The sequence below is a fragment of the Catalinimonas alkaloidigena genome (assembly GCF_900100765.1).
Classification (GTDB): Bacteria; Bacteroidota; Bacteroidia; order Cytophagales; family Flexibacteraceae; genus Mooreia; species Mooreia alkaloidigena.
Genome location: NZ_FNFO01000014.1, coordinates 58,252 through 82,844, shown reverse-complemented (window position 1 = coordinate 82,844; position 24,593 = coordinate 58,252). Strand labels below are relative to the sequence as shown.

The following is a 24,593-nucleotide window of genomic DNA, read 5'->3' as shown; positions in this document are numbered from 1 at the left end:
CTAGATGGTTAACTGTGCTCTACTGTAAAATCAAGGTATCTTCCTTCTCCACAATCGATACGCCGAAGCCTTCCTGCAAAATCTCAAGAAGTACCTCCAGGTCGTCGGAGGGCAGCGTTCCGCTGATGTTGCGTCGTCCGGCGGTGGAGTCCCGGATAATGACCGGCCGCCCATACGTCTGCTGGATCACGCCGGCCAGCTCGTGCAACGGCATCTGGTCGAAAACGAGCTTGTGGGCAAGCCAGGCCGTATACTGCTTGGGATTAACCGTTTTTTCTACCAACTGTCGGCTCGTTCGCGAGTACTGTACGTAATCGCCGGGTTGCATCCGAATCAGCGAGTCGGCGGTAGCATGCAGGCGGAGTTGCACGCTGCCTTCTTCCAGGACGACCTGCGTGTGGGTCTGCTGCTGGTTGACGTCGAAGCGCGTCCCCAGCACCTGAATGTCGAGGTCGGAGGTGTGGACGGTAAACTTGACAGGACCCTCGGTTGTTTGTTGTTTTTCGACCTCAAAAAAGCCTTGTCCGGTCAGCCACACGTGCCGCCCGGCAGCCGACCACCGCCGGGGCACACGCAGACTGGCGTGCGCATTGAGGGTTACCTGCGAACCGTCGGGCAGGGTGATGACCTGGGTGCTGTCGGAAGCGGTATAGACCAGGGGTTGAAGCTGAAAGTAATACCAGCTGCCCCCGACCAGAAGCAGAAACATCGCCGCCACTGCCACCATCCTGCGCCACAGGTGACGGCGCTTGCCCGCAGGGACGCGCGGCGCCTCGGTGCTGTGTGCCAGCCGCCGATGCAGACGCGCAAGTTGCTGCTGTTTTTTTTCGACGGACACCGTACGGTATTCCGTATGAAGCTGCCGTAGCATGCGACGTGCCTCCTCCACCTCTTCGGTCTTTTCCGGGTGGTTGGCCAGCCAGGCTTCCCAGTACGCATCGCTCGCGGGAGTCGGATGTTGGACCCACTGCTGAAAGCGGTCGTCCATCATAAAATCCTGCGTCGTGTAGTGCTGGTAGTTCATGCGTAGCAAACAAAGGCGGTATCTGTCCCGCTCTACTTATGAAAAAACAGAACTTGTCGTGCTATACTTGTTTTGCAGATTTTTTTTTGAAAAAAGTTACCCAGCAGGTCCAGCGATGCCTCGGCACGTTAGCCAAGCACTCCGCTCCAGGCAGCACAGGCCGCACTGAGCAGCACGGCCAGGGTCGAAATCAGGCGTTGCAGGGCAGGATCGTGACGCAGGCGCGTCAGGGCCTGGTGAATCAGGTTCCGAACGGACTGTACGTTGCAGTGCATCAGTTCGGCAATTTCCGGGTAACTCATCTCCTCAAAATAGCGCAAAAACATGGCCTCTCGCTGGCGGCGGGGCAGCGCATCGATCGATCCTCGCAACAGGCGGCTCTGCTGCTGCGCGGTCGTTTCCTGCAACAGCTGTTCTTCGGTAGAAGGACTGTAATCCTGTTCGTAGTGCTGCGCTAAGACGTAAGGGTTGGTTTTGCGGGTCAGGACCTGCAAATGACGCACGAGGCGATGGCGCAAGCTGGTCAGCAGATAAAAGCGGACGGAACTTACCTGAGCCGAAAGCCGGCCGCGACTTTGCCAGAGCTCCCCAAAAACTTCCTGGATGCCGTCTTCCACCAACGCCTCTTCGGAGGTCAGCTTCAGGCCGTAGTTAAAAAGTGCTTCGTAATGTTCGAGGAAAAGGACCGACAAGGCTTGCGGATCGCCAGCCCGGAATTGGTCCCATAAGGCAGAGGGTTGTTCAGGGAATTGAACATCTTGTTTCATGGTGGTGGGTCAAGTTCTAAAAGAGAACTATTCCAACGAACTTAGAATTTTTTGTTAAAAAACAAAAAAGGCCGAATGCTAAATCCGGCCTTCTTGTAAGTACGTCCCTTATCAAAGGATAGGCATTGTTTCAAGGCCTGACCATGTGGGGCAGCCTTCCAAATGCGTCCGCTGTGCAGTATCGTGGCCTGCGTTCACGCAAGAAGCGCACGCGTACTCCGCCCGGACGACACACGTGCGGTCACCCACACGGCCTGGTAGAACACCCCATCTGCCAAGATGCGGGGCAGCCGCCAAATCTTGATCTTTTCTCCCTCTGGCTCCAACCCGCGCGTCCCGAACGGCTCGCCTTTGATATCGGACGGGTGGGTTTATTCCCGCACTACCTTGCCCACAAACACCTGTTCCGGGGTCTGGATTCGGTAGAGGAAGAGTCCTCTCCCCGCTTGGGTCGGTTGCCAGTGCACTTCGTTGTAACCCGAGGAACGGACGCCCGCCTGCACGGTGTCTACCTTCCGGCCGTCGAGGGTGTAGATGTCGATGCGCACCGGCGCACGTTGAGGCAGCGTAAAGTAGAAGGTCGTGGTTCCGGAAAACGGATTGGGAAAGCTGCCGCTGGCCAGGCGCGCGGCGTCGGCGGCGGTGATGCCGGTGGGGAAGTCGTAGGTCGATTCCGTGAGCGGCGACCAGGTCTCGCCGGACTTGGCCCGGGCTTTTATCGTAACGGCCGACGCCACCGCTACCGCCCCGGTGTACTGGTGCGCCCCCGCCGAAACGGCCGAGGTAATTTGCTGGCGTGGATCGCTGCCGTCGGTAGTATAGTAAATGTCGCCGTAGTTGGTGCTCATCTCCAGCGCGATGGCCTGCGCCTGGGAACCGCCCTCGTGGCTAAACGCCGGGGCCTCGATGTCCGGAAAAAGGCCGGCGTCCTTGAACTGCTGCACCACCACGGCGGTGCGCTGCGGGAAGTAGTCGGCCAACAGTTCTTCCTGGCGCGGCAGCCAATGCTCGTTGCGGGTGTACAGGAAGCGGTCCCCGTCGGAGGGGTGTACGTCTTTCCGGTAATCGCCCCAACGCGCCGATTCGGCAACGATGGCCAGGTCGATCTCGTCGGCCAGCGCCCGGTAGCGCGCAGCAGCCGCTTCGGGCGTCAGCGGCCCGTCGCCGAAGAAGTTGCGCTGGAGGTGGTCGGCAAAAAGAAGACGGAACTCTTCATTTTCCAGCAACCGACGGAACAATCCGCTCGGATTGTCCTCGTTGTTTTCGTCCACGTTGTTATACGCGACGTCCGTCATGGCCGTCTCGGCATCCCAGGAGTAAAAACGAAACCCGACGTCGTTGCTGAGGCGGTTGCGGGCGGCATACCAGTTGTTGTGGTCCCAATCTTCGTTGCCGATGTACATGTTGAACTGCATGTAGTCGATCAGGTTCTCCACATCCAGTAAGTTTTCCAGCGCCGGATTGGGAGTGCCGTCGGGATTTTTGCCCTGTACCTTCTGGTAATTTTCGTTGGTTGCGAAGCCTTTTTTCGCCTGGTCGAGAAGATGGGACCAGGCCGTCCATTCACCGTCCTGAATCTGGCTGTGGTCTTTGATCACGTCAAAGTCGTCCTCTTCGCCGTTCAGGTAAGTTTCCATGAAATCGTTGGTCAGCTTCTCGGAGATGTTGTACAGCCCCCAGTACAGCCCGTTCAGATACAGATGGACAAACTTGTCGTGGGGCGCCATGTGGCCCAGCGCACGTTGCGTCACCTTCGCAAACGGGTCCTGGAGGTACTGGGCGTTTTCCCGCTGCGTTGCGCTGTTTTTCGTCCAGGAGTAGTTGTAGCCCGCCCGAAGCACCAGGGCGTTGAACTCGGTCGTAGCCGTAGGTTCTTCAAACAGCGGGTAGTGGAGTTTAGAAGGCCCGTACTGGCTTCGGAACGAGACCCGAAACGAGTGCTTCTGGCTGTTTTCCGGCACGCGACTGTTGCCCCCGTGCAGCCGCAAGCCGCAGTTGACCTGAAATTCCTGTTGTGTGTTGGGGTCGAAGTATTCGATGGAAGCCGGGCGTTCCCAGTCCTCTCCGGCGTTGCCTGCCCCGGAATTGCCGGTGTAGATGTAAATCCCACCCGTATCGGCATTGTTCTGGTGAGAAAACAAATAGCCCACGTTGGTCACAATCGACAGGGTGGGAATGGAGGTCAGTGCTTCGTCGAACAGGTCGGCGTAGGGCGCGGCGTTTACCACTTCCGGGTCCATTTCGTAATCGGCCGGCGCGTTCCCCGACCCAAACTTCAGCGGACTCCACTCCGCCGGGTAGCCTGTCGGGTTCTGCGGCTGTTGCAGAATCGCATCAAGGAACAGGTACGTTTGCGTGACCACGGCACTGGACTGTCCGGCCGCATTGGTGGCTACCGCGCTGAAGGGCGTCGTCGTTTCAATGCGGACGGGCGCGGTGTACAGGGTGCCGGTCTGCGCCGTGGGGCGGGTCCCGTCGGTCGTATAGTAGATTTGATCGCCCTCGGCGGCCCCCGAAAGCGCCAGTTGGAAGGCGTCCTCGTAAAAGCCACGGGTGTGACTAAACTGCGGGACCTGCACCAGCCCCCCCGGTCCGTTTTCGGAACCGGGCGTCGGCTGGTCGAAATACACCAGTTGCCCTTCGTACAGGCCGTAGGAAATGTCTTCTTCCTGGTTGGGAAACTCCGGGGCGTACGCGTGCGCAATGGTAACGCCGTCGGGTTTTACGAGGCCCAGAAACTCGCCGGAAGCCGACAGTTTGAAGTTGGTATGCAGCGCGGCGGAAGGGTCGCGCCGATCCTTATCGGAGGCAAAAACCACCAGGTACCCTCCTGCCGGCAGCATGACGGCCGGCAGCTCCCACTGCATCAGTTCATCGGCCTTGTCGGTCAGAAACCAGCCTTCCAGGTTGACGACCGCCTCACCGGCGTTGTGCAATTCCACCCAGTCGCTGTAGTCACCGTCTTCGTCGGCCAGGGTGGCCTTGTTGCTGGCCAGAAACTCGGTGATGACTACCTGATCTTGTGCCGAAAGGAACGTGGTAACCAGGCAAACGAGCGCCGTGGTCAGGCTAATTTTTCGCAGTAGTGGGTGTTTCATAAAGGGGGATTTTGTAGGTGATGCAGTGGAACACGAAGCGGGGAATGCCGTCTTCCCACCTGCGTTTCGGTGAAGGAATGAGCCGTACCGAAACACCGGGCTGGCAGGAAAACAGCAATGCATCTTTATAGTGCAGGCGGGATGAAAAATCTACCCCATAGGAGCCGTAACCGAAGGAAATTGATCGCCGTTGGTTTCCCGACCGTTGGGCCTGTCTGCCTGAAAGCCACGCCTTTGAGCACACAGCACGACACCGAAACAGAGCTTTTGCTACAAAAAAAACACCGACGGGGGCGTTGTGCCCCCATCGGTGTTTCATGCTGCGCCACCGCGCTGCGGTACGACCGGCTCATCGACCGCTACCTGCCCACCCGCTGCGGCAGAAGCGTGGACTGCGGAGGACCCAGGTAGCTTTCGGCAGAGGTGCCTTCTTTCGTCAGGACGATTTTTTGCAAGACCAGCCCCGGGTCTACCCGGTAGTAGCGAAGGGTATGCGCACCGGCCGACAGGTGCTTGCGCAGGGCCGTCTGCTTCATCAGGTTGTTGGTCACGGCACTGTTCCACCAGTCGGGATAGGTCCAGTCGGCCGCCTGGGCGTGTTCGTGCAGGTTCATCACCTGCGGCGCTTCGCCGTCGATCGAGAAGGCGTAGAGCAACCCTTCGTCTTTTTGGAAATTCAGGGTAGGCGAAAACCACGCGTCCAGCTGAAACGTGCCCGAGTCGAGCAACACCACCTGATACTCCAGGTAAGAGCCGTCTTTGCCGGCCGCTTGCTTGGGCGCAGTGACCGGCCGGGTGGTAACGGCCGACCCGGTCAGGCCCAGGTTGGGAATCACTTCCCACATGACGGGACTTGCTTCGTGTTTGCGTTGGAAATTGGCGGCCTCGATGCTGACAATCCCGTAATTTTCCACGAACCCCGCGGCCTGCGGCGGCACCGCCGGCCGGACAGGAACCGTCAGGGTCACCTCACGCCCTGCTCCGGCAAGCACAATTTCGCCCTCGGTTTGCCCGGCTGGCACCCGACTCCAGTCGACACTCACGTAGATTTTTTCTTCGTACGGAACCGTGCCCTGGCGGGAAGACACGTTGATCCAGTCATGTTTCGGCGTTACCGTATACGAAAGGGGCACAGTGCCGGTGTTGTATACCTCCACGTAGTAGCGTTGGTCGTTGAGCGGATCGAACGGCGTAAAGCTCCGGCTGAACATCGCAAAGCGGCCTCCTCCGGCAGGACGCAGGGGGCTCTCCAGCTGGTAGCCCAGCCCGGCCGTAGGACTGGTCTGGATGTAAGACACTTCCGGCATCTTATTGACGGCCGGATCGCTCCAGCTGACGTGCCCCATGTGGGTCTGTTCCATGATGTGGTTCCACTTGCCACTGGCAAAGGTGTTGTGCTGCCGGGTAAGTTCGGCATCCTTGAAGAACAGTTCCTTCACCTTGTCGGCATAGAAATTCGTGGAGGCCCGGTTCTGCATGCGGTACAGCCGGTTTTTGCCCGCCGCCACGTACATCTCGTTCAGGTTCGCACACGCCGCCACCGGATACGTTACCAACTGATAAAAGGCATCTTGCGCTTCCGCAGGCAGTTGTTGGGCGATGCGCTGTGCCCTGGCAAGAAGCTCCTTGTACTCCTCCACCACGCGTTCGGCTTCGTTGAACTGGGTCAGGCTGTACGTAGTAGGTTCCAGCAGCTCCGGCTTTCGCCGGGCGTTGTACTTCGTGTAAAGCGCCAGAATCTGCCCGATTTCTTTGGCATGGGTGCCGCCAAACTGCTGGTCGGCCCACTGGGTATAATAGGCGGGCAGGTCGCGGGCCGTAATGGCATCGGGGTTCCAGGCGTAGTCCAGAAAGAAATCAATGGGAAGGTCCATCGGTTTCAGGTCGCCCACGTTCACGAGCCAGATCTCCTTCACGCCGTATTCGTAGGTGAGGCGCATCTGCTCCCACACCCGTTCGAGCTGCACGGTATTGAGCCACTTGTAGCTTCGGGGGCCGCCGACAAAATCAAAATGGTAGTACATGCCGTAGCCGCCCGCGCGGGGGGCGGCATCCACCGCCGGCAGAATCCGCACCTGTCCCCAGTTGTCGTCGCAGAGCAACAGGGTAACGTCATCGGGCACGCGCATGCCTTTGTCGTAATAATCCTGCACCTCTTTGTAAAGCGCCCAGACCTGCGGCGTTTCGCGGGCGGGCTTACCGGTTACGTCTTCGATGATGGTCCGCTGATCCTCCACAATGCGTTCCAGGAGTTCGATGTTGGTGCCTTCGCTCATCGCTTCGTCGCCGTCGCCACGCATGGCGAGCGTCACGACCTTCTCCTGCCCCTGCGTGCGTTCCATGCCTTCCCGCCAGAACTGGCGCAGCACGTCCGCGTTGGTTTCGTAATTCCAGGCCCCTTTGCCGTAGCGGTTCCATTCCACGTGCGAGCGCATGAGGGGTTCGTGGTGCGAGGTGGCCAGCACCACGCCCATTTCGTCGGCCAGCGGCGCACTCAGCGAATCGTCGTCCCAGAGGGACTTGCCCCACATAGCGGGCCACAGGTAGTTGCCCTTCAGACGCAGGATCAGCTCAAACACTTTTCCGTAGAACTGGTGGTTGAGCCCCCCGAACTTTTCGCGGGCCCAGCCGCCCAGGGCCGGATCTTCGTCGTTCAGAAAAATGCCTCGGTACTTGACCTTGGGTTCGCCGAGGGTGTGTTTTCCGGCTTTTACATAGATGTTTTGCCGCGATTTGACGGGCGCATCGGCCCACCAGTGCCAGGGCGAAACGCCCATGTGCTCGGAGAGGTCGAACATGCCGAAGATCGTCCCACGCTTGTCGCTACCGACAATGACCAGCGCCTGGTCGACTCCCGGCATCGGCTTTTTCACGGGCGTGATCAGGAACTGCTCCCACTTGCCCTGCAGGGCCGTGACGTCGAGCTTGCCCGCCTTCGCCAGTTGATCGATCAGCGTGCTCTTCCCTACGGTGCCGACGATGATAAGCCGCGGGGCCGTGTGCGTTTCGCCTTTGACCAGTTCGACTTCCTGACCGGCCACCCGACTTAGGTCCTGTTGAAACAGTCCGGCGGTGCGCAACACGCCGGGGTGATCGGACGCACTGACCAGGATGCTACCAGGGGAGCCGTTTTCTACCAGTGCAAAGGCACCCCGTTTTTTCTGGGTGGTCAAATAGGAAGTTTCCGAAAAAGGCGCTTCGGTGGCCAGCGTCGCGATGTGCTCAAAGCGGCGGTCGTCGGGCTGGGCCTGGACGCGCGTCACCCAGGTCAAGATCAGCAGCAGCACGGCTGCGGTGGAACGAAAGGGCATGGGAACGTGGGTTGTCATCTGCATTCTCGAATCAGGAGCGGTCGCCTTCCGGAAAGGCGGCCTGGCCGGCCCCCCTCGGGGCGTTAAAAATAAGTGAACGTTCTTGTACTGGATTGCCGCGCCGACAGTGCCAGGCGACGTAAAAAAAGAAAGAGGTTGTCCGGGAGGGCGTCACCCTTCGGACTACCTCTTTCCGATGATTGCTTCTCTATTCCGAGAAGGTGGTTGTTGCTAGTGCTTAATTGTACCCGGGGTTCTGGTAGTTGCTCTTGTAAGCATCATCGCCGTCCATGCGGTCCAGTTGCCCGATGGGAATGGGACGCAGGTACAGGTACGGTTCGATCTCGCGCTCGACGGTCACCGGCTCTTCGCCTGCCTTCGGAGAGATCTGGTACGTACCAGCGTATTCTTCCCACTTCTGGGTGCGCGCCAGGTCGAACCAGCGGTAGCCTTCCCCGAAGTACTCGCGGGAACGCTCGTCCAGAATGTAGTTGATGTCGACCGTAGCCGGGGTCGCCGCCACCATCGCGGCGCTGTTGTCCTCCACACGCGCCTGGTTGGCCGCCACGTCGAAACGCCACATGCCGGCGCGGGCACGAATCACGTTGATCAGATCGCGCGCAGAGCGCGGGCCGGTCGCGCCCTTCACGGCCGCCTCGGCCGCGACGAAGTAGAATTCAGAGAACTTCAGGATGTTGTAAGGACGCGAGCTGGCGACTTTGTCGTCGTTGTAATCGTTGCCCTGGCGGTAGACGCCCAGTTTCCAGAGGCCCGGAAAGATGGCCCGGGAAATCTTGTTCAGCGGCACCACGTAGTCGGCCCGACCGGGCAGGTACCCCGCCTGCGTTCCGCTGTTGAACGTGGTGTTGGTGTAGTCGATTCCGCCCGGATCGGTGGGCAGGAAAGTCAGGATCGGTTCGTTGGGACCGACCGGCATAAAGTTCGCGCCGTAGAGCGTGGTTTCCGGACGGCTGGGGTTGTAGAACCAGGTGCCGCGGTAGGTGGTGGTGAAAGTGCCGTTGAACCGCGAATCGGTGGTTTTGTCGGCAAACGTGTTGGTGAACACGCCGATGGAAGGCGCCATGCGCGACCACATGCGGCTGTAGGACTGACCCGCCTGCACCGTTCTGAACATGGCATCTACCGGACTCCACGCATCCTGCGCCGAACTGGCTTTGATGGTATGGAAGTACCAGGTCACCATCCACACCGCCTGGTTCTGGGCATCGCCGCCGTCCCAGCCGGTGACGTTACTCTCGCTGTAGCGCTGGCTGTATTCCGTATGATCGGCCCACAGCATGATCTCATTGTTGCGGTCGTTCTGCGCCACGTTCACGTCGTAGAAGGTAGGCTGCAACGCATAAGGTCCCGGGTTTTCGATGGCGGCGGTGGCCACGTCGTACGCCTGTTGGAAGTACCATTGGGCGTCGTGTCCGTCGGGATCGGTGCGCGAAGTTTCCGGATAGGTCGGCAGGTTGTTGGGATTTTCCAGCCACCACCCGTACGTCAGGTACGCTTTCGCCAGAATGAGACGGGCCACGTTTTTGGTTACACCGCCGATCACCCGAGGATCGTCGGGCAGCTCGTCGACCGCCTGGACCAGATCAGGGAACACGCCGATGGTGTACACTTCGGGCACGGTGTTGCGCTCGGAGCGGAGGTTGGGCGTGGTGTTGAACTCCAGCACGCCGCCGCCTAGGTCCAGGGGCACTCCCCCGAAGGTCTGCACCATCAGGAAGTACCCGAAGGCACGGAAAAAGCGCGCTTCGGCAATCAGCGAGGGCTGCATGCCGGCGGCCGTACCGTTGGTGATGATGCCGCTGGCCGAGTTGATTGCGGCGTAGGATGCATTCCACAACACATCGAAACGGCTGTTCGACGCGTCGGGGATGCCTAGGCCGGACAAATCCGCAGCCTGAAAGTTTCCGTCGGCCTGCGAGCCGTAGGTGTACTCGTCCGTGCCGGTTTCGGTGGCGTTGTAATAATACGGCTGGCCGTAAATGCGGCGCAGGTTGGCGTACAGACCCGTCAGGCCGCCCACCACCCCTTCTTCGGTAGCGAAGAAACCGGGTTCGAAGCGTTCGCGGGTGGTCTCTTCCAGCAGGTCGTTACACCCGGTAGGAAGAAGCAGAGCGACAAGGGCAATAAGGGATAAATATCGAAAGTTTTTCATGACTAGAGTAGGTTAGAACGTCAGCTTAAGTCCAATCAGGTAGTTGCGGGTCGATGGCGCGTTGACGGCAACCACGGGCAGGCGGCTCTGAATGGCAGTGGTGACCGCCTGGTTCTGGTTGCCGAACGAGTTGGTTTCGGGGTCCATGCCCGACTCACGGTTGTAGGGCGAGAACATCACGAACGGATTCTGGGCCGTTACGTAGAGGCGCAACTGATCGATGCCCACGTTGTTCATCCAGCTGGCGCGGCTGAAATTGTACCCCAGGGTGATGGTGCGAACTTTCAGGTAGGAGGCATCGAAATAAGCGAGTGTGCTGGCGTATTTCGGGTTGTCGCCCGAGGTAGCACCGCCGGGGCGGGGGTAGTCGGCATCGCGGTTTTCCGGCGTCCAGTAATTGACGTTGACGTTGTTGTGACGCCCGCTCAGCAGGTTGAGGTAGCTCGAACTGCCGTAGAGGGAAGAAATGAGCGTGCCGCCGTTCTGGAAGGCCCCGATCAGGGTCAGGTCGAAGCCTTTGTAGGCCAGGCGGGTGTTAAAACCACCCACGAAGTTGGGGTCGAACTTCTGAACCTGACGGTCGTCGGCGCCGATGGGCCGCACCGGAACGCCGTTCTCGTCGTATTCGCCAGTGTATTCCACCTTGATCATCCCCACGTTGCCGCCGGGCTCCAGCACATCCAGGTGCGGATCGCCTTCCTGCCACAGCCCGACGCGTTTGTAGTCGTAGACGACGTTGATCGGCGAGCCCACAAACCACCAGTTCCCTTCGTTCTCTTCCTGACCGGAAGCCAGGCTCAGCAGCTTGTTGCGGTTGGCGTAGAAGTTGACACCGGCTTCCCACGTAAACCCGTTCACGTTGTTGAGGATGACGCCGTTCAGCGACAATTCTACCCCTTTGTTTTCGGTTTCACCCACGTTGGCAGTGTAGCTGTTTACGCCCGCCGTGGGGGGCAAATCCACGCCCAGCAGCAGGTCTTTGGTGTGCTGCCGGTAGTACTCGACCGTACCGTTCAACCGGCCGGCAAACAACCCGAAGTCCAGTCCCACGTTCCAGGTTTGGGTGTACTCCCACCCCAGTTCGCTGTTGGGAAGCTCGGAAATGATGTACCCGGTGGCGTAGCTGTCGTCGCCGTTGTCACCGAAGTTGTAGAAGCGCGTACCCAGGCGGCCGAGGGTAGTGTACGGCGCAATGGCCTGGTTGGAGGTTTCGCCGTAGCCCACCCGCAGCTTCAGCTGGTCGAGGACCGGCAGGTTCTGCATGAACGCTTCTTCGGCGATGTTCCAGCCGACCGACACGGCCGGATACGTGTGCCACTTGTGCCCGGGTGCCAGGCGCGAAGAGCCGTCGGACCGCAGCGTGGCGCTCAACAGGTAGCGGTTGTCGTACCCGTACATGATCCGTCCCATCCACGACACCAGTCCCCACACCGAATAGGCCTGGTCGTTAGGATTGATGGTCACTTCGCCTTCGCCGTAGCCCAGGTTGTAGTACTGAAAATGGTCGGCCGGGAAGTCCAGCACCGTAATGGCCGAACTGTTGTACTTCTCTTGCTGGGAAGAGAACAACGCAATGGCGTTTACTTCGTGCTTATCGGCAAAAATGCGGTCGTACGACAGGATGTTCTCCGCCACCCAGCTCGTGGTCCGCGAGTGGTTGATCGACGCAGACGAAGGCGCATCCGGGTTGGTCGGGCTGGTCACGCCAATGCCCGTAAAGCTTCCTCCTTCGGTGGCGCGGAAGTTCAACCCCAGGTTGAGGCGGTATTTCAGTCCTTCCACGCCGGGAATTTTGAATTCGCCGTAAAGGTTGTTGTACGAACCAAACGTTTTGGTTTCGCTCAGCCACTTGTCCTGCACCTGTTCGATCAGGTCGCGCGTCCAGACTCTGTAGACGTCCTGCGAAGCAAAGGTGGCACGTTTCAGGTTGCCGTCCGCGTCGTAAGGGCTGGACAACGGAGAAGACGCCAGGGCATCGCCCACCCCGACCTGGTTGCCTTCCGTCAGGCCGTAGTTGTTGTTCGACGTCAGTCCGAAGCGGAAGTACCGGCCCGCGTCCTGGTCTACGGCCGCGCGCATCGAAATCCGGCTGTATTGGTTAGTCGGCAGCGGACTCTGGTCTTTGAAGTAACCAAGCCCCACCTGGTAATTGCCACCTTCCGAGCCTTTGGAAAGGCTTACGTCATGGCTCATGGTTGTTCCCGTCCGGTACAGCAGGTCCTGCCAGTCGGTGTTGATGTTGTCGAATTCGTCCGACGAATTAGGATACGTAGCGCCGCGCCCCAATTCCGTGGCCGTCCGGATGGCTTCCGCACGCATGCGGGCAAACTGCGGTCCGTCCATCATGGGGTACTTGCCAAACACGTTCTTGACGCCGTAAAAAGCGTTGTAGGAGATGCGGGCGGGCTGGCCCTTCTGGCCCCGCTGGGTGGTCACCAGAATAACGCCGTTGGCGCCACGCGAGCCGTAAATGGCCGTAGCCGAAGCGTCTTTCAGGATGTCGATGCTCTTGATGCTGTTCGGGTCGATGTCGCTGATCGAACCGGCGAACGGAATACCGTCCAAAACCACCAGCGGATCGTTGCTGGCCGTCAGCGAGCGCGTACCGCGGATGCGAATCTGCATCGTTGCGCCGGGCCGGGTAGAAGTCTGCGTGAACTGCACCCCCGGCAGGCGTCCCTGCAAGGCATTCGTGATGTTGCCGGTCGGAATCTCGCGCAACGCACTTCCGTCGATGGAGGCCACCGAACCCGTGACCGCTTCGCGGCGCTGCGTGCCGTAGCCGACCACCACGACTTCTTCCAGGGCTTTTACGTCTTCTTCGAGCGTGACGTCGAGGGTCGTGCGGCCGGACAGAGGAACTTCCTGCGACAAGTACCCGACGGCGCTCAACACCAGCGTAGCATTGTTCTGGACGCTCAGGTTGAAGACGCCTTCTACGTCGGTGATGGTTCCATTGGTGGTGCCTTGTTCCAGCACGTTGACCCCGGGAATGCCTTCGCCGGTTTTGTCGGTGATTTTACCGCGTACACTCACCTGGGCATAGGCCAGCGTGGTGGAGAGCAAAGTCAGCATTAGGGCACTTCGGCAGTGTTTGGACCACCGCCAGCTCGCCATAATGAAACGTAGTGTAGAGACTGTTTTCATTGGTTTGAGTTTGTATGTTGTTTGAACTGATAGGTAAGGTTCAGTGGGATGCGTTGGCTCGTCCCGATGCCCGAACTCCGTGAGCAATTCAACATCAGGACCGCTAACGCGTGCATCGCGGATCAGGCCGGGGTGACGATCCTCTGCACAGCGCGCTCCGGAAGGTGAAAGAAGCGTGTCGTGCGAAGTGTCGCGACCCTGGGCGCTGCAGGAGAACTCCGGAGCCTATACCAGGCCGGATGATGGCTGACTGCCGCACCGCTCTACGGATGGCGAAGCAAGTTCAGTGGTTCCTGCGGACGCTGCGGACCCGCGCGGTAGTACCAGGAAAAATTAGAATCATAAAGGAAGGTCAGCGCCAGAACGAGGTGAGTTTCAGCGACCAGGCCTTTTTCATCATTTCAGGTTGAACATCAATCGGCACGAAAAGTAGAAGGTTTTTCTTGATTATGCAACCGATTGCATCTCCCGATATATTTTTATGGGAAACTTAAGCGCACCTTGTCGTGCATTCGGGCTGAAAGCGATTGAAATAAAGAGCGCCGATTAGGCGGCTAAATCTTTAAAACAACGCGTATTTCCCGTGTCCCGGAGCCGGGTGTTTACCCCTGCCGAGTTCGTCAAGAAAGAAGGTAAAAAATGCGTTCAGGCAGGTTGGGATGCTCAAATAATCGATTCGGTGCGGCCATTGCGGACCCGCTCCTCTCAGGCGTACTTGCCAGCGCCGCACGCGCGGTGCAGTAAACGCAAAAGGTGCATGCTGCGTGAACATCCGCAGCATGCACCTTGGTTTTACTAGTTGTACTCCTCAGCTCAGGACGGACGCGCGTCGACCGCCGGCGTTTCCTGGAGGGTAAACTCCGGCAGCGGAATTCGCTCGCCCCCCTTCAAGGCCGACTCGTGGGCCAGAATGCCCACGCACGTGATGTTCGCGGATTGGCGCGCGTTCGGGTAAGGTTCCCGTTTTTCCCGGAGCGCCGCCACAAACTCGTGGACAAGGTGCGGATGCGAGCCGCCGTGCCCGGCCCCCTGGATGAACGAAAGGTGCTGGTTTTCGTCGGCGTTGTAGACGCCATGCTGGGTAAACGACTGGATCTCTTTGGGCAACAGGTGGGCATAGTCGGGGGCGTGCACGCGGGACGGCTGTTCGCCGGTGTGGATCACGTTTTCCTCCCCTTCGATCAGCGTCCACTCGAACGACTTCTTCGAGCCGTAGACGTCGAAGCTCTCGCGGTACTGCCGGGCCGTGTTGAACAGGGAGCGCGTCACTTCGGCCGCCAGGTCGGAGTCTTTGAACTTGATGTGGCAGGACTCGATGGCAAAAGGAGAGCCGTACTTGGGAATCAGGTGTTCGTCGATGCGCCCCGAACCAAAGCAGGAGACGTACTCCGCCTGCGCACCTGGCAGCGCCAGCACCGGTCCCACGCAGTGGGTCGCGTAGTGCATCGGCGGCAAGCCTTCCCAGTAGCCCGGCCAGCCGGCCATTTCCTGCTGGTGGGAGGCACGCAAAAACTGAATCCTTCCCAGTTCTCCTTTCTGGTACAGTTCTTTGACAAAGAGAAATTCCCGGCTGTAGATCACCGTCTCCATCATCATGTAGGTCAGGCCCGTTTCGGCCACGGCTTCCACAATCTGCCGGCACTCTTCGACGGTCGTGGCCATGGGCACGGTACAGGCCACGTGTTTCCCCGCCCGCAGGGCCGCCAGCGACTGCGCGGCGTGATTCTGGATGGGCGTGTTGATGTGGACGGCATCCACGTCGGGATCTTCCAGCAGCTGGTTAAAATCCGTGTAGCGCTTTTCGATGCCGAACGCATCGCCGATGGCGTGGAGCTTCTCGGCGTTACGCTGGCAGATGGCGTACATGTGGGCGTGGGGATGCTGCTGGTAGATGGGGATGAATTCGGCCCCAAAGCCGAGCCCCACAATGGCGATGTTGATGGATTGGTTCATACAAAGGAAAAGGTTTGTTTCAAGAAAGTAAGTCCGTCGGCCGCAAAGTCGTCCTGGTCCGGCACCAGGTTCCGCCAGATGCAGACGGCTCCGGCCAGTTCCTGCACCTTGGGCGTAAAGCTCTCGATGGAAATTACGCCCTGGTACCCCACGGCCCGCAGGCCACGCTGGTACGCGTCCCACCGCGTTTGCCCGGTGCCGGGCGTACCCCGGTAATTTTCGGAGACCTGCACGTGCAGCAGCCGGTCGCCCGCCCGCCGGATGGCCTGTTCGATGTCGGGCTCTTCGATGTTCATGTGAAAGCCGTCGAGGGCTACTCCCGCGGCGGGGTGGTTGATGTCGCCGACCAGCCGCATGACGTCGTCGGCCGTGTTGATCAGGTCGGACTCAAAACGGTTGAGCGGCTCCAGCGCCAGCGACACGCCGTGTTGCGCAGCACGCGCGCAGGCCCGTTGCAGGTTGGTGACGGCCCGGTCCCACTCCCGCTTTTTCTGTTCGGCAGGGACCATCCGCGCTTTGCCCACCGCCGAATAAGCGGGTCCGGCTAGGAAAGGTGCACCCCAGGTCTGGCACAGCGCAAAGCAGTCGTCGAGGTACCGCAAACAGGTTTCGTGTACGGCCGGATCGTCGTGGGTCAGGTCGCGGGTCGGACCGAAAGCGCCACACACCAGTGCCTTCAGCCCGTGTGCTTCAAGGGCTTCTTTCACCCGGGCGGCGTCGATCAGAGTGGGATCTTCCACCGGAATTTCCACGGCATCGTAGCCCATGGCCTTGATCTTGGAAAACAGGGACACGGTTTCTGTAGCAAAGGGCGAGGTCCAGAGCCAGGTGCTTACGCCAAAAGTAATGGCCATTGATTTTTTCGTTAAGGGTGGGAAGAAAGCGTCGTGACGACCTGCATGTCGCCCTGCATGATGCGCCAGTGGCCGGGGAAGGTGCAGACGTACGGGTACGTACCCGTTTTTGCCGGCGCGGTGAACCGCAAGGTGACGGTTTGCTGCGGATCGACCAGCGGCGTGGCGTGCAGCACTTCGGGAAGCTGAGGGACGTAGTTCTGCGCGGCGCCGTTCGGATCGGCGGCCAGCTTGTCTGCGGCCTCACCGACTTTTTGCAGAGAGCCGGGCTGGAGCACCAGCAGGTTGTGCTGCATAAAATCCGGATTCTCGAACACCAGCTCCACCGGCTTCCCGGCTTCCACTTCAAAGTGCTGAAGGTCGTATTTCATCTCACCCTTCAGCACCTTGATGCGGATCACCTGTGCGTCGGCCTGCGGGGCAGTGCCCACCGAGGCGTCGGCCGTTACTTCAGTGCCCGCCCCACCCCGGTGGGCAAGGGCGTACGCCTGCTTGAGCCAGTAGTCGTCGGTCGCGGCAGAATCGGGCAGTTGGCGCAGCGTGGCGGCGACCTGCGGCGACTCACTGCGCCGGGACAAGGCCAGCGCGGCTTCCCGCCGGACAATCGGATCGGGATCGTCGGTCAGGCGCGCGTCCAGCACCGCTTGCGTGGCGGCTTCCGTTAGCGGCAGCACCTGCAGGGCGGCTTTGCGAACGCCGGCCGAAGGATGCCGCAGGGCTTTGACCGCAACTTGCAGGGCGTCGGATTGGTCACCCTGAAGCGCCCCCAGTCCGTGGAGGGTCCAGAGCGCGTGGATGGCCGCGGGGGCCAGGCCCAGCGCATCCGGCGAAGCCTTTTCTACCAGCGCGGACAAGTTGGCGACTACGTCGGTTTTGCCCCGCTCCACCAGCAGACGCTGGGCCGTCAGGCGCCAGAACAAGTTCTCATTTTCCAGGGCCGCTACCAGTCCGTCGGCATCGTCCTGATGTAGCTGCGGCATGTCGGAGGGCGTTCCCGCCTCGTAGACCAACCGCCAGATGCGCCCGTGCGTCTGGTCGCGCAACGGGTTGACGTACGCATTGCCCTTGCCGTTTTCGGCCTGAAAGCCGCCGCGTTCGGGCGTGGGGGTCGGGTTATGCTGGATGATGAAGTTGTACCAGTCCAGCACCCACAGTTGTCCGTCGGGACCGACTTCGGCCGCTACCGGCGCGAACCATTCGTCGGCGCTGGCCAGCATGTTCCAGCCGTCTTGTTCCTGAAACCCGGCGCCGTCCGGTTCGATGCGAGCCCGGTGCAGCACGTGGCCGGTGGGTTCGCAGACAAACGCCGATTGGTTCCAGTAGTCGGATGGAAAGGTACGGGCGGTGTAAAAGCTGTGTCCGGCCGCCGCCGTAAAGCCACCGAACACGTCGACCTGCCTCACGAGCTGCGTCAGGGGGTGCATGGCGTAGTGCCCGTCGATTTTCCGGCTGCCCAGGATCGGGGCGCGCTCCGGCCGTCGTCCCGATTCGCGGGTGGTCGGTGTGCTCAGGGCCTGATCCTCCCCGTAATAACGATCCGGGATGCCGACGTAAACGCTGTGGGTGTTGTTGGCCGTGGAGGCAAATACTTCGAAGTTCTCGTTGAAACCCAGCCCCCACGTGTTGTTGCTGGTGCGGGTCACCAGTTCGAAGGACGATACCTGCGGCGTTTCGCCGGACAGCGCAAAGCGGTAGACCCCTTGCCGGAACTGTCGCGCCTTTCCCGCCACGGTGCCTTCAAACCCGGCGTAGCCCACGGTTCCCCAGATCTGATTGTCGAAACCATAGCGCAGGTTCGAAGGACCGGCGTGCGTGTCGAACGTGCCCCATCCGTCCATAAGGACCTCCCGCACGTCGGCGCGATCGTCGCCGTCGGTATCCTGCAGAAACAAAAAGTGCGGGGCCTGCGCCACCACCACGCCGCCGTGGGCAAAGACCAGACTGGTGGGCACGTTCAGGCCCTCGGCAAACACCGTGAAGCGGTCGGCCCGGCCGTCGCCGTCGGTGTCCTCACAAATCTTGATCCGGTCGTCGCCGACGTCGCCGTCCCGCTTGTCGTTCGGGTAGTCGACCGTCTCGATCACCCACAACCGGCCGCGGGCGTCCCAGGCCATGGCGATGGGGTTGACGATGTCGGGCTCGGCGGCAAACAGTTCCAGCGAAAATCCGGGCGGCACCTGCGTCAACTTCTTCGAAGCTTCGGGCGAAAGCGGGGCTTGCAACTGCGGCGCCGGATCGCGCTTTTCGTAGTTGGGGATGTTTTCGGCAGGCGAATACGTCAGGGTCGGCAGGGAGTCAGCGTAGGGTTGCCAGCGGGCGCGGGCCTCGTCTCCAACGGCCCACACAATCCCCGACAGGATGAGTTGTTGAAACATGGGGTGCCCCCAGGTGCGTTCGTCGTGGCCGTAGGCGGTATAAAAGACGCGCCCTTTGCCGTGCGTTTTTACCCACGTCCACGGCTCGTGGTGGTCGCCCTCCACCCGCTCCATCAGCACCGTACGGTCGTCGCTGAACATGTGGTGTACGTAGGTTTCGTCCCACGTTTCAAATTCCTCTACCCCTTGCAGGGCCGGATGGGCCGCCTCCACGATGTCGGCGACAAACGTGCCCGTGTCGTGCCGCTGAAACTGCGCACCGACCAACGCGACATACGATGGAGAATTGCGGAAACAGAAGCTGGCGCAGTGGATGGGAATAAAGCCTTTGCCTCCGGCCACAAAGTCGAGCAAAGCTTTTTCCTGCGAAGTGGTGATGGAGTCGTGGTTGGCGTAGACGATCAGGCCGTCGTACCGGGCCAGATTTTCGTCGTTCAGGTCGTCAGGATCTGCCGTATAGGTCAGTTGAATGCCCTGCTTGATGAGCGAAGAAGCCAGCATGGGCATGTACGCTTCGGCGTGATGGTGCTCGCTGTGGTGGCCCAGAAACAGAAGCGACAAGGGCCGCGGCCCATCACTGCCGTGGGAGGCCTGTTTGGGCGCCTGGCAGGTGAGCATCGCGCCCCCCAACAGCAGAAAAAAAAGGCACCTGACGCCAAAGGCCGGGCGAAGGAAATGGTGGAAGTACATAGGTCGTAAAAACAAGTAAGCGAATCTCGGGTAAGTTGTCGCTTTCCCGGTAGGAATTCTTCTTGGATGTTGCCGATTTTTGACTGTATTTTGACCTGTACGATGTATATTATCGCTGATTTCAGAAATTTTAGCCTAGTGGCATGAAAGCCGCCATCCAGAAAATCCCCATTTCGGCCGATCAGGCGTTTGTGATCCGGGAGCTGCGCGATCCGTATTTCGACCCCAACTGGCACTTTCACCCCGAATACCAGCTGTTTCTGGTGCTGAAGGGGTCCGGCACGCGCTTCATCGGTGACTCGATCGCCCATTTCGAGGAGGGCGAAGTGCTTTTCACCGGTCCCAACCTGCCGCACCTCTGGCGCAGTGACGACCTCTATTTCCAGGAAGATTCGCCGGGAACGCACGGCCTAGTCATCTACTTCGGGGAGCATTTTCTGGGAGAAGCGTTTCTCGAAAAACAGGAAATGCACGCGCTGCGGCAGCTTTTTCACCAGGCCCACCGGGGCGTGGAAGTGGTGGGCGCCACCCGCACCTACCTGACGGCGGCCATGCAACGGATGCTCACGCTGGAAGGCTTCGACCGGGTGCTGGCGCTTTTGCAGGCGCTGCACGTCCTGGCGACTTCGTCCGAATGGCGGCCGGTGGCCAGCCTGGGCTACTCGCATGCTTACAACCCGACCGACGCCGACCGGATGAACCGGGTGCACACCTACGTGATGGACCATTTCAAGGGGGAAGTTCGCCTCAGCGAGGCCGCGGCGCTGGCCAGCATGAGCGACTCGGCCTTCTGCCGGTATTTCAAAGCGCACGCCAACAAAACGTTTTCGGCGTTTGTCAGCGAGATCCGGATCGGGTACGCCTGCAAGCTCCTGGCGCAGGAACACCTCAGCATTACGCAAATCGCCTACGAGTGTGGCTTTCCGACGCTCTCCAACTTCAACCGCCAGTTCAAGCGCGTGACGCAGGAAACGCCTTTTCATTACCGCAAGCAGTTTCTGAATCCGCATTATTGAGTCGACTCGCCCGCCGGCGGGCGGAGCCTCCCCTCCCTGGTTTGTTTCTTAAAGTTTTCTTTAAAGTCGTCTTCTAGGTTTGTGTATGCCGAGGCGTTCCTCGCAGCAAGGGGCACGCTGTTTTTTGTACCCTCCTAGACCCAACTCACCATGCACACCTTCCGATTGCTTTCCTGGGCCGCGTTGCTCAGCCTGCCGCTGCTCAGTTGCACCTCCGCGGCCTCGACCCGTGTTCCCGATGCCGTCAAGCAGGCGTTTGAAACCAAATTCCCCGAAGCTACCTCCGTGCGGTGGGAACAGGAAAATCCCCAGGAATGGGAAGCGGAGTTCAAGCAGCACGGGGAAGCGTACTCCGCCAATTTCTCGCCCGAGGGCCAGTGGCTGGAGACGGAAATGGAACTCGACCCAGAAGCATTGCCCGATGCCATACGGCGTACGCTCGCCACTCAATTCGGGGAGTATGAGGTCGAAGAAGCCGAAGCGGTAGAGCAAGCCGACGGCACGCGCATCTTCGAAACCGAACTGGAACACGGCGAAACCACCCTGGAAGTCACCTTCCGGCCCGACGGCACCGTTGTGTCGCAGCTTCAGGAAGAAGACGATCAGGACCAAGACTAATCTATATTAGAGCGTAGAAGGTGCGGCCAGGAGGCTACTTCTGCCGGTGAGGTTCTTCCTGGCGGCCTTTTTTTCATACGACGATGATTTCTTCAACGGGTATTTTGTTTGCGGCAGCTTTGGTCGCCTTCTCGCTGAGCGCGATTTCCGGGGGCGGGGCCGGGCTGCTGTTGATTCCGCTGTTGGGCGGATTTCTGCCCACCGCCCAGGTGCCGGCGGCTTTGTCGCTTGGGACGGCGGTCAGTTCCGTCTCCCGGCTCGTGACCTTTTTCCGGGCGATTCGCTGGGACGTGGTCCGTTGGTTTGTGCCCGCGGCGGTGCCAGCCGTGGCGGCCGGGGCGTGGCTACTGGGCTACGTCAACCCGCAGTACCTGGAGCTGCTCATGGGGCTTTTTTTGGTCAGCAACCTTCCTCAGCTGTTTCGCAAACCCAACTCAGAAACGAGCGGCGCGCCGCTTCCCGCCTGGGGACTCAGCCTGATCGGCCTTGGTGCCGGGTTTGTGTCGGGCCTGACCGGGGCGGTCGGGGTGCTGTTCAACCGCTTCTACCTGCGGTACGGTATGGAGAAAGAAGAGATCGTCGCCACGCGGGCGGCCAACGAATTGCTTCTGCATCTGGTGAAGGTGGGCCTCTACGCCCACCTGGGTCTGCTGACCGGAAACGCCCTCCGCCTGGGTGGAGCCGTAGCCCTGGCAGCGCTGGGGGCCTCCTGGGGAATGCAATGGGTATTGCCCCGCGTCCGGGATACTTGGTTCCGACGGATCGGGTATGCGGCCATGGTGGTATCCGGCGTTTTTATGCTACAGGCGTCTGGTCGCCAGCTAGCGCAGGAAGCGCACCTACACCTGGCGGTTCGTGCTGTGGAAGGCGGGCTGGAAACCCGGGTGCAGTGGCAGGCCACGCAATGGACCCTGGAGCTGGAAAAACAGGAAGGCCTGGCCCTGGAACGAACCGTCGCACGGGCCACCCTGCCCCCGGAAGTCCAACAAAACGTGCGGGCGCATCAGGGGATGGCACCGCCGCACCTCATCGAAGAAGTATTCGGGTGGCACACCCACCACTACGAAGTTCATTTCCGGCAACCGGACGGCTCCGAACGCATCCTGGACGTAGCCTGACGCCGACATACCGTTTTCAATTCCATACCCATGCGTGATTCTTATTTTCTTTTTCTGCTTTGTTTTTTCGGGGGGCTTCTCCCCTGTTCCGTCGGCGCGCAGTCGACTTCCGTCACCGTTTCCGGACAAGTGAAAGACGCCGCCGCGCAAACGGGGCTGCCTTACGTGAACGTGGTGGTCGTCACCGGACCGGACTCGGCCTTTGTGACGGGCACGGTGACCAACGACGCCGGGCGCTTCACGCTTGCGCCCCTCCCTCCCGCCTCGTACGTACTGCAGGTTTCGCTGCTGGGTTACCAGACGCGCCAGGTACCGCTTTACGTGGGCAGCGCTTCCGACTTTCTGACTGTCGCGACCATCGAATTGCAGGAACAGGTGGCGACCCTCCAGGAAGTGACGGTCACCGGACGGCAGGAGGCCATCAGCGAGCAGTTGGAAAAGAAAACCTATACGGTCGCGCAGAACCTGAGCCAGCGCGGCGGGTCGGTGTTGCAGGCCATGCAAAATTTGCCGGGCGTTACCGTGCAGGACGGACAGGTGCTGCTGCGGGGGAGCAACCAGGTCATGGTCCTGATCGACGGCAAACAAACCGCCTTGACGGGCTTCAACAGCCAGACCGGACTGGACAACCTGCCCGCCTCGGCCATCGAAACGATCGAAATCATCAACAACCCCTCTGCGCGCTACGATGCCAACGGCAATGCCGGCATCATCAACATCATCTCGAAAAAGGAGCAACAAAAGGGCTGGAACGGCACGGCCACCCTCACGACGGGCCTCGGCGCGCTGTGGGTGCGGCGTGGCAACCTGCCGACCATCCGGCCGCAGTACCAGGCTACGCCGAAAATCAACCCGTCGCTGGCGCTGAACTACCGGACCGACAAGGTCAACGCCTTCGTGCAGGGCGACTACCTCTATACGCAGACTCTGAACAAAAACGAGTTTGTGACCCGCACCTACGACGACGGCACCGTGATTCAGCAGCAAACCAAGCGCAACCGCAACACCGGTTTCCTGACCACCAAAGCGGGCGTCGACTGGCAATGGCGACAGCACCATACGCTGACCGTGTCGGGATTAGTGAGCAGCGAAAAAATTCTGGACCGGGGCGACGAGCCCTTCTTCAACGGCGATTTGTCGGAACGCTACCGCCTCTGGCAGTTTCTGGAAGACGAACTGAAGACCACCGTAATGGCCACCGCCGCCAACGTGTACCGGTTTCCGGAGGCCGGGCATACGCTCAGTGTGGGGCTGAACTACACCTACCACCGGGAAAACGAAAAGTATTTCTTCGACAACATACTGCCCGACTATACCGGACACGACGCCTTCAAGCTGCTGTCCGACGAGCACGTGGCCGACGTCACCCTCGACTACGTGCGGCCCCTGACCTACGGCCGCCTGGAAACCGGCGCCAAATTCCGGCGGCGGGTGATTCCGACCGACATGCAGTTTTTTCCGGGCCTTCACTCACCGCTGGACTCGGCCGCGGGCGGCTGGGCCACCTACAAAGAGACGATTCCTGCCCTGTACGGCACCTATGTGTTCGAAACCCCGACCCTGGAGGCGGAACTGGGCCTGCGGATGGAATACGTCGGCCTGCGCTACGAAGTCAACCCCGACCATCCCACCTACCGCAGCAACGGCTACCACTACATTCAGCCCTTCCCGACGGTGCGCCTGGCCTACAAGTTCGACGAAAACAACCGCCTGTCGCTGTTCTACAACCGGCGGGTGGACCGTCCCAACGAAGTGGACATCCGCATTTTCCCCAAGTACGACGACGCGGAGATCATCAAAGTGGGCAACCCCGCCCTGCGGCCGCAGTTTACCAACACGCTGGAGGCGGGCTACAAGACCAACTGGGACGGGGGCTCGCTCTACGCGGCGCTGTACCACCGGATGGCGCAGGGCACCATCACCCGCATCGCCAGTACGGTGGGCGACAGCAGGCTGATCTACGCCATTTTCCAGAATGCCGGGCGGAGCTACAACACCGGGACCGAGGTGGTGCTGGCGCAGGACGTCACGCCCTGGTACTCGTTCACGCTCAACGGGAACGTCTACCGCAACCAGATCAACGCCTTTACGGTGCAGAACCTGTACCCCGCCCCCAATGTATTTTCCGCGCCCCTGCAACGGCTGTGGTCCGGCAACGTGAAGTGGAACCACACGCTGCGCCTGCCTAACGCCTGGGGGGCGCAAGTGACGGCGGTGTACCTGGCTCCGGATCTGATTCCTCAGGGGAAAATCGGGGCCCGTTTTTCAGTCGACGTCGGCGTGAAAAAGTCGCTCCAGCAAGGCAAAGGCGAAGTGTTTCTGAATGCCACCGACCTGTTCAATACGCTGGTGATCCGGCGCGACATTCAGGGCGCGGGCTTCTCCTACCGCAGCACCGACTATTACGAAACGCAGGTCATCCGCCTCGGCTACAGCTACAAATTCTGAC

The 24,593-nt window shown here is 60.2% G+C and carries 13 protein-coding genes; 4 read left to right on the top strand and 9 right to left on the bottom strand.

Annotation, left to right across the window (positions count from 1 at the left end; all coding sequences use genetic code 11):
• Positions 1-19: 19 nt before the first annotated feature.
• From BLR44_RS25915 to BLR44_RS25870, 9 genes are all read right to left on the bottom strand, one after another.
• Positions 20-1,024 carry a FecR family protein gene (locus BLR44_RS25915; RefSeq protein ID WP_089687919.1) on the bottom strand — a complete coding sequence of 335 codons (1,005 nt, stop codon included), beginning with the start codon at positions 1,022-1,024 and terminating at the stop codon, positions 20-22.
• A gap of 128 nt (positions 1,025-1,152) precedes the next feature.
• Positions 1,153-1,791 carry an RNA polymerase sigma factor gene (locus tag BLR44_RS25910; RefSeq protein WP_089687917.1) on the bottom strand — a complete coding sequence of 213 codons (639 nt, stop codon included), beginning with the start codon at positions 1,789-1,791 and terminating at the stop codon, positions 1,153-1,155.
• Positions 1,792-2,162: 371 nt separating this feature from the next.
• A complete protein-coding gene (locus BLR44_RS25905; RefSeq protein WP_176956214.1) occupies positions 2,163-4,889 on the bottom strand; it encodes a chitobiase/beta-hexosaminidase C-terminal domain-containing protein in 2,727 nt (908 codons plus the stop codon).
• Between the two features lie 359 nt (positions 4,890-5,248).
• Entirely contained in the window at positions 5,249-8,200 is a 2,952-nt protein-coding gene (locus BLR44_RS25900; protein ID WP_089687911.1) for a glycosyl hydrolase 115 family protein, read from the bottom strand.
• A 238-nt stretch (positions 8,201-8,438) separates the two neighbouring features.
• Positions 8,439-10,373, bottom strand: a complete 1,935-nt coding sequence (locus BLR44_RS25895) for a RagB/SusD family nutrient uptake outer membrane protein (RefSeq protein ID WP_089687908.1) — start codon at positions 10,371-10,373, stop codon at positions 8,439-8,441.
• A 12-nt stretch (positions 10,374-10,385) separates the two neighbouring features.
• On the bottom strand, positions 10,386-13,448 hold the full coding sequence (locus tag BLR44_RS25890) for a SusC/RagA family TonB-linked outer membrane protein (protein WP_245706176.1): 3,063 nt from the start codon (positions 13,446-13,448) through the stop codon (positions 10,386-10,388).
• Between the two features lie 885 nt (positions 13,449-14,333).
• A complete protein-coding gene (locus BLR44_RS25880; RefSeq protein WP_089687899.1) occupies positions 14,334-15,473 on the bottom strand; it encodes a Gfo/Idh/MocA family oxidoreductase in 1,140 nt (379 codons plus the stop codon).
• Positions 15,470-16,327, bottom strand: a complete 858-nt coding sequence (locus BLR44_RS25875) for a sugar phosphate isomerase/epimerase family protein (protein WP_089687894.1) — start codon at positions 16,325-16,327, stop codon at positions 15,470-15,472. Before BLR44_RS25875 ends, BLR44_RS25880 begins: the two co-directional genes overlap by 4 nt.
• Positions 16,328-16,338: 11 nt before the next feature.
• The gene (locus BLR44_RS25870) at positions 16,339-19,392 is read right to left on the bottom strand and encodes a PVC-type heme-binding CxxCH protein (RefSeq protein WP_089687893.1); all 3,054 of its coding nucleotides are present in this window, start codon (positions 19,390-19,392) and stop codon (positions 16,339-16,341) included.
• Positions 19,393-19,535: 143 nt separating this feature from the next.
• Here BLR44_RS25870 and BLR44_RS25865 point away from each other — a divergent pair, with 143 nt between their 5' ends.
• From BLR44_RS25865 to BLR44_RS25850, 4 genes are all read left to right on the top strand, one after another.
• Entirely contained in the window at positions 19,536-20,408 is an 873-nt protein-coding gene (locus tag BLR44_RS25865) for an AraC family transcriptional regulator (RefSeq protein WP_089687890.1), read from the top strand.
• A 150-nt stretch (positions 20,409-20,558) separates the two neighbouring features.
• Positions 20,559-21,026 (top strand): PepSY-like domain-containing protein, encoded by a 468-nt coding sequence (locus BLR44_RS25860; protein ID WP_089687887.1) that lies wholly within the window; start codon positions 20,559-20,561, stop codon positions 21,024-21,026.
• Between the two features lie 83 nt (positions 21,027-21,109).
• On the top strand, positions 21,110-22,144 hold the full coding sequence (locus tag BLR44_RS25855; protein WP_089687884.1) for a sulfite exporter TauE/SafE family protein: 1,035 nt from the start codon (positions 21,110-21,112) through the stop codon (positions 22,142-22,144).
• Positions 22,145-22,174: 30 nt separating this feature from the next.
• Positions 22,175-24,592, top strand: a complete 2,418-nt coding sequence (locus tag BLR44_RS25850) for a TonB-dependent receptor (RefSeq protein WP_089687881.1) — start codon at positions 22,175-22,177, stop codon at positions 24,590-24,592.
• Position 24,593 lies beyond the last annotated feature (1 nt).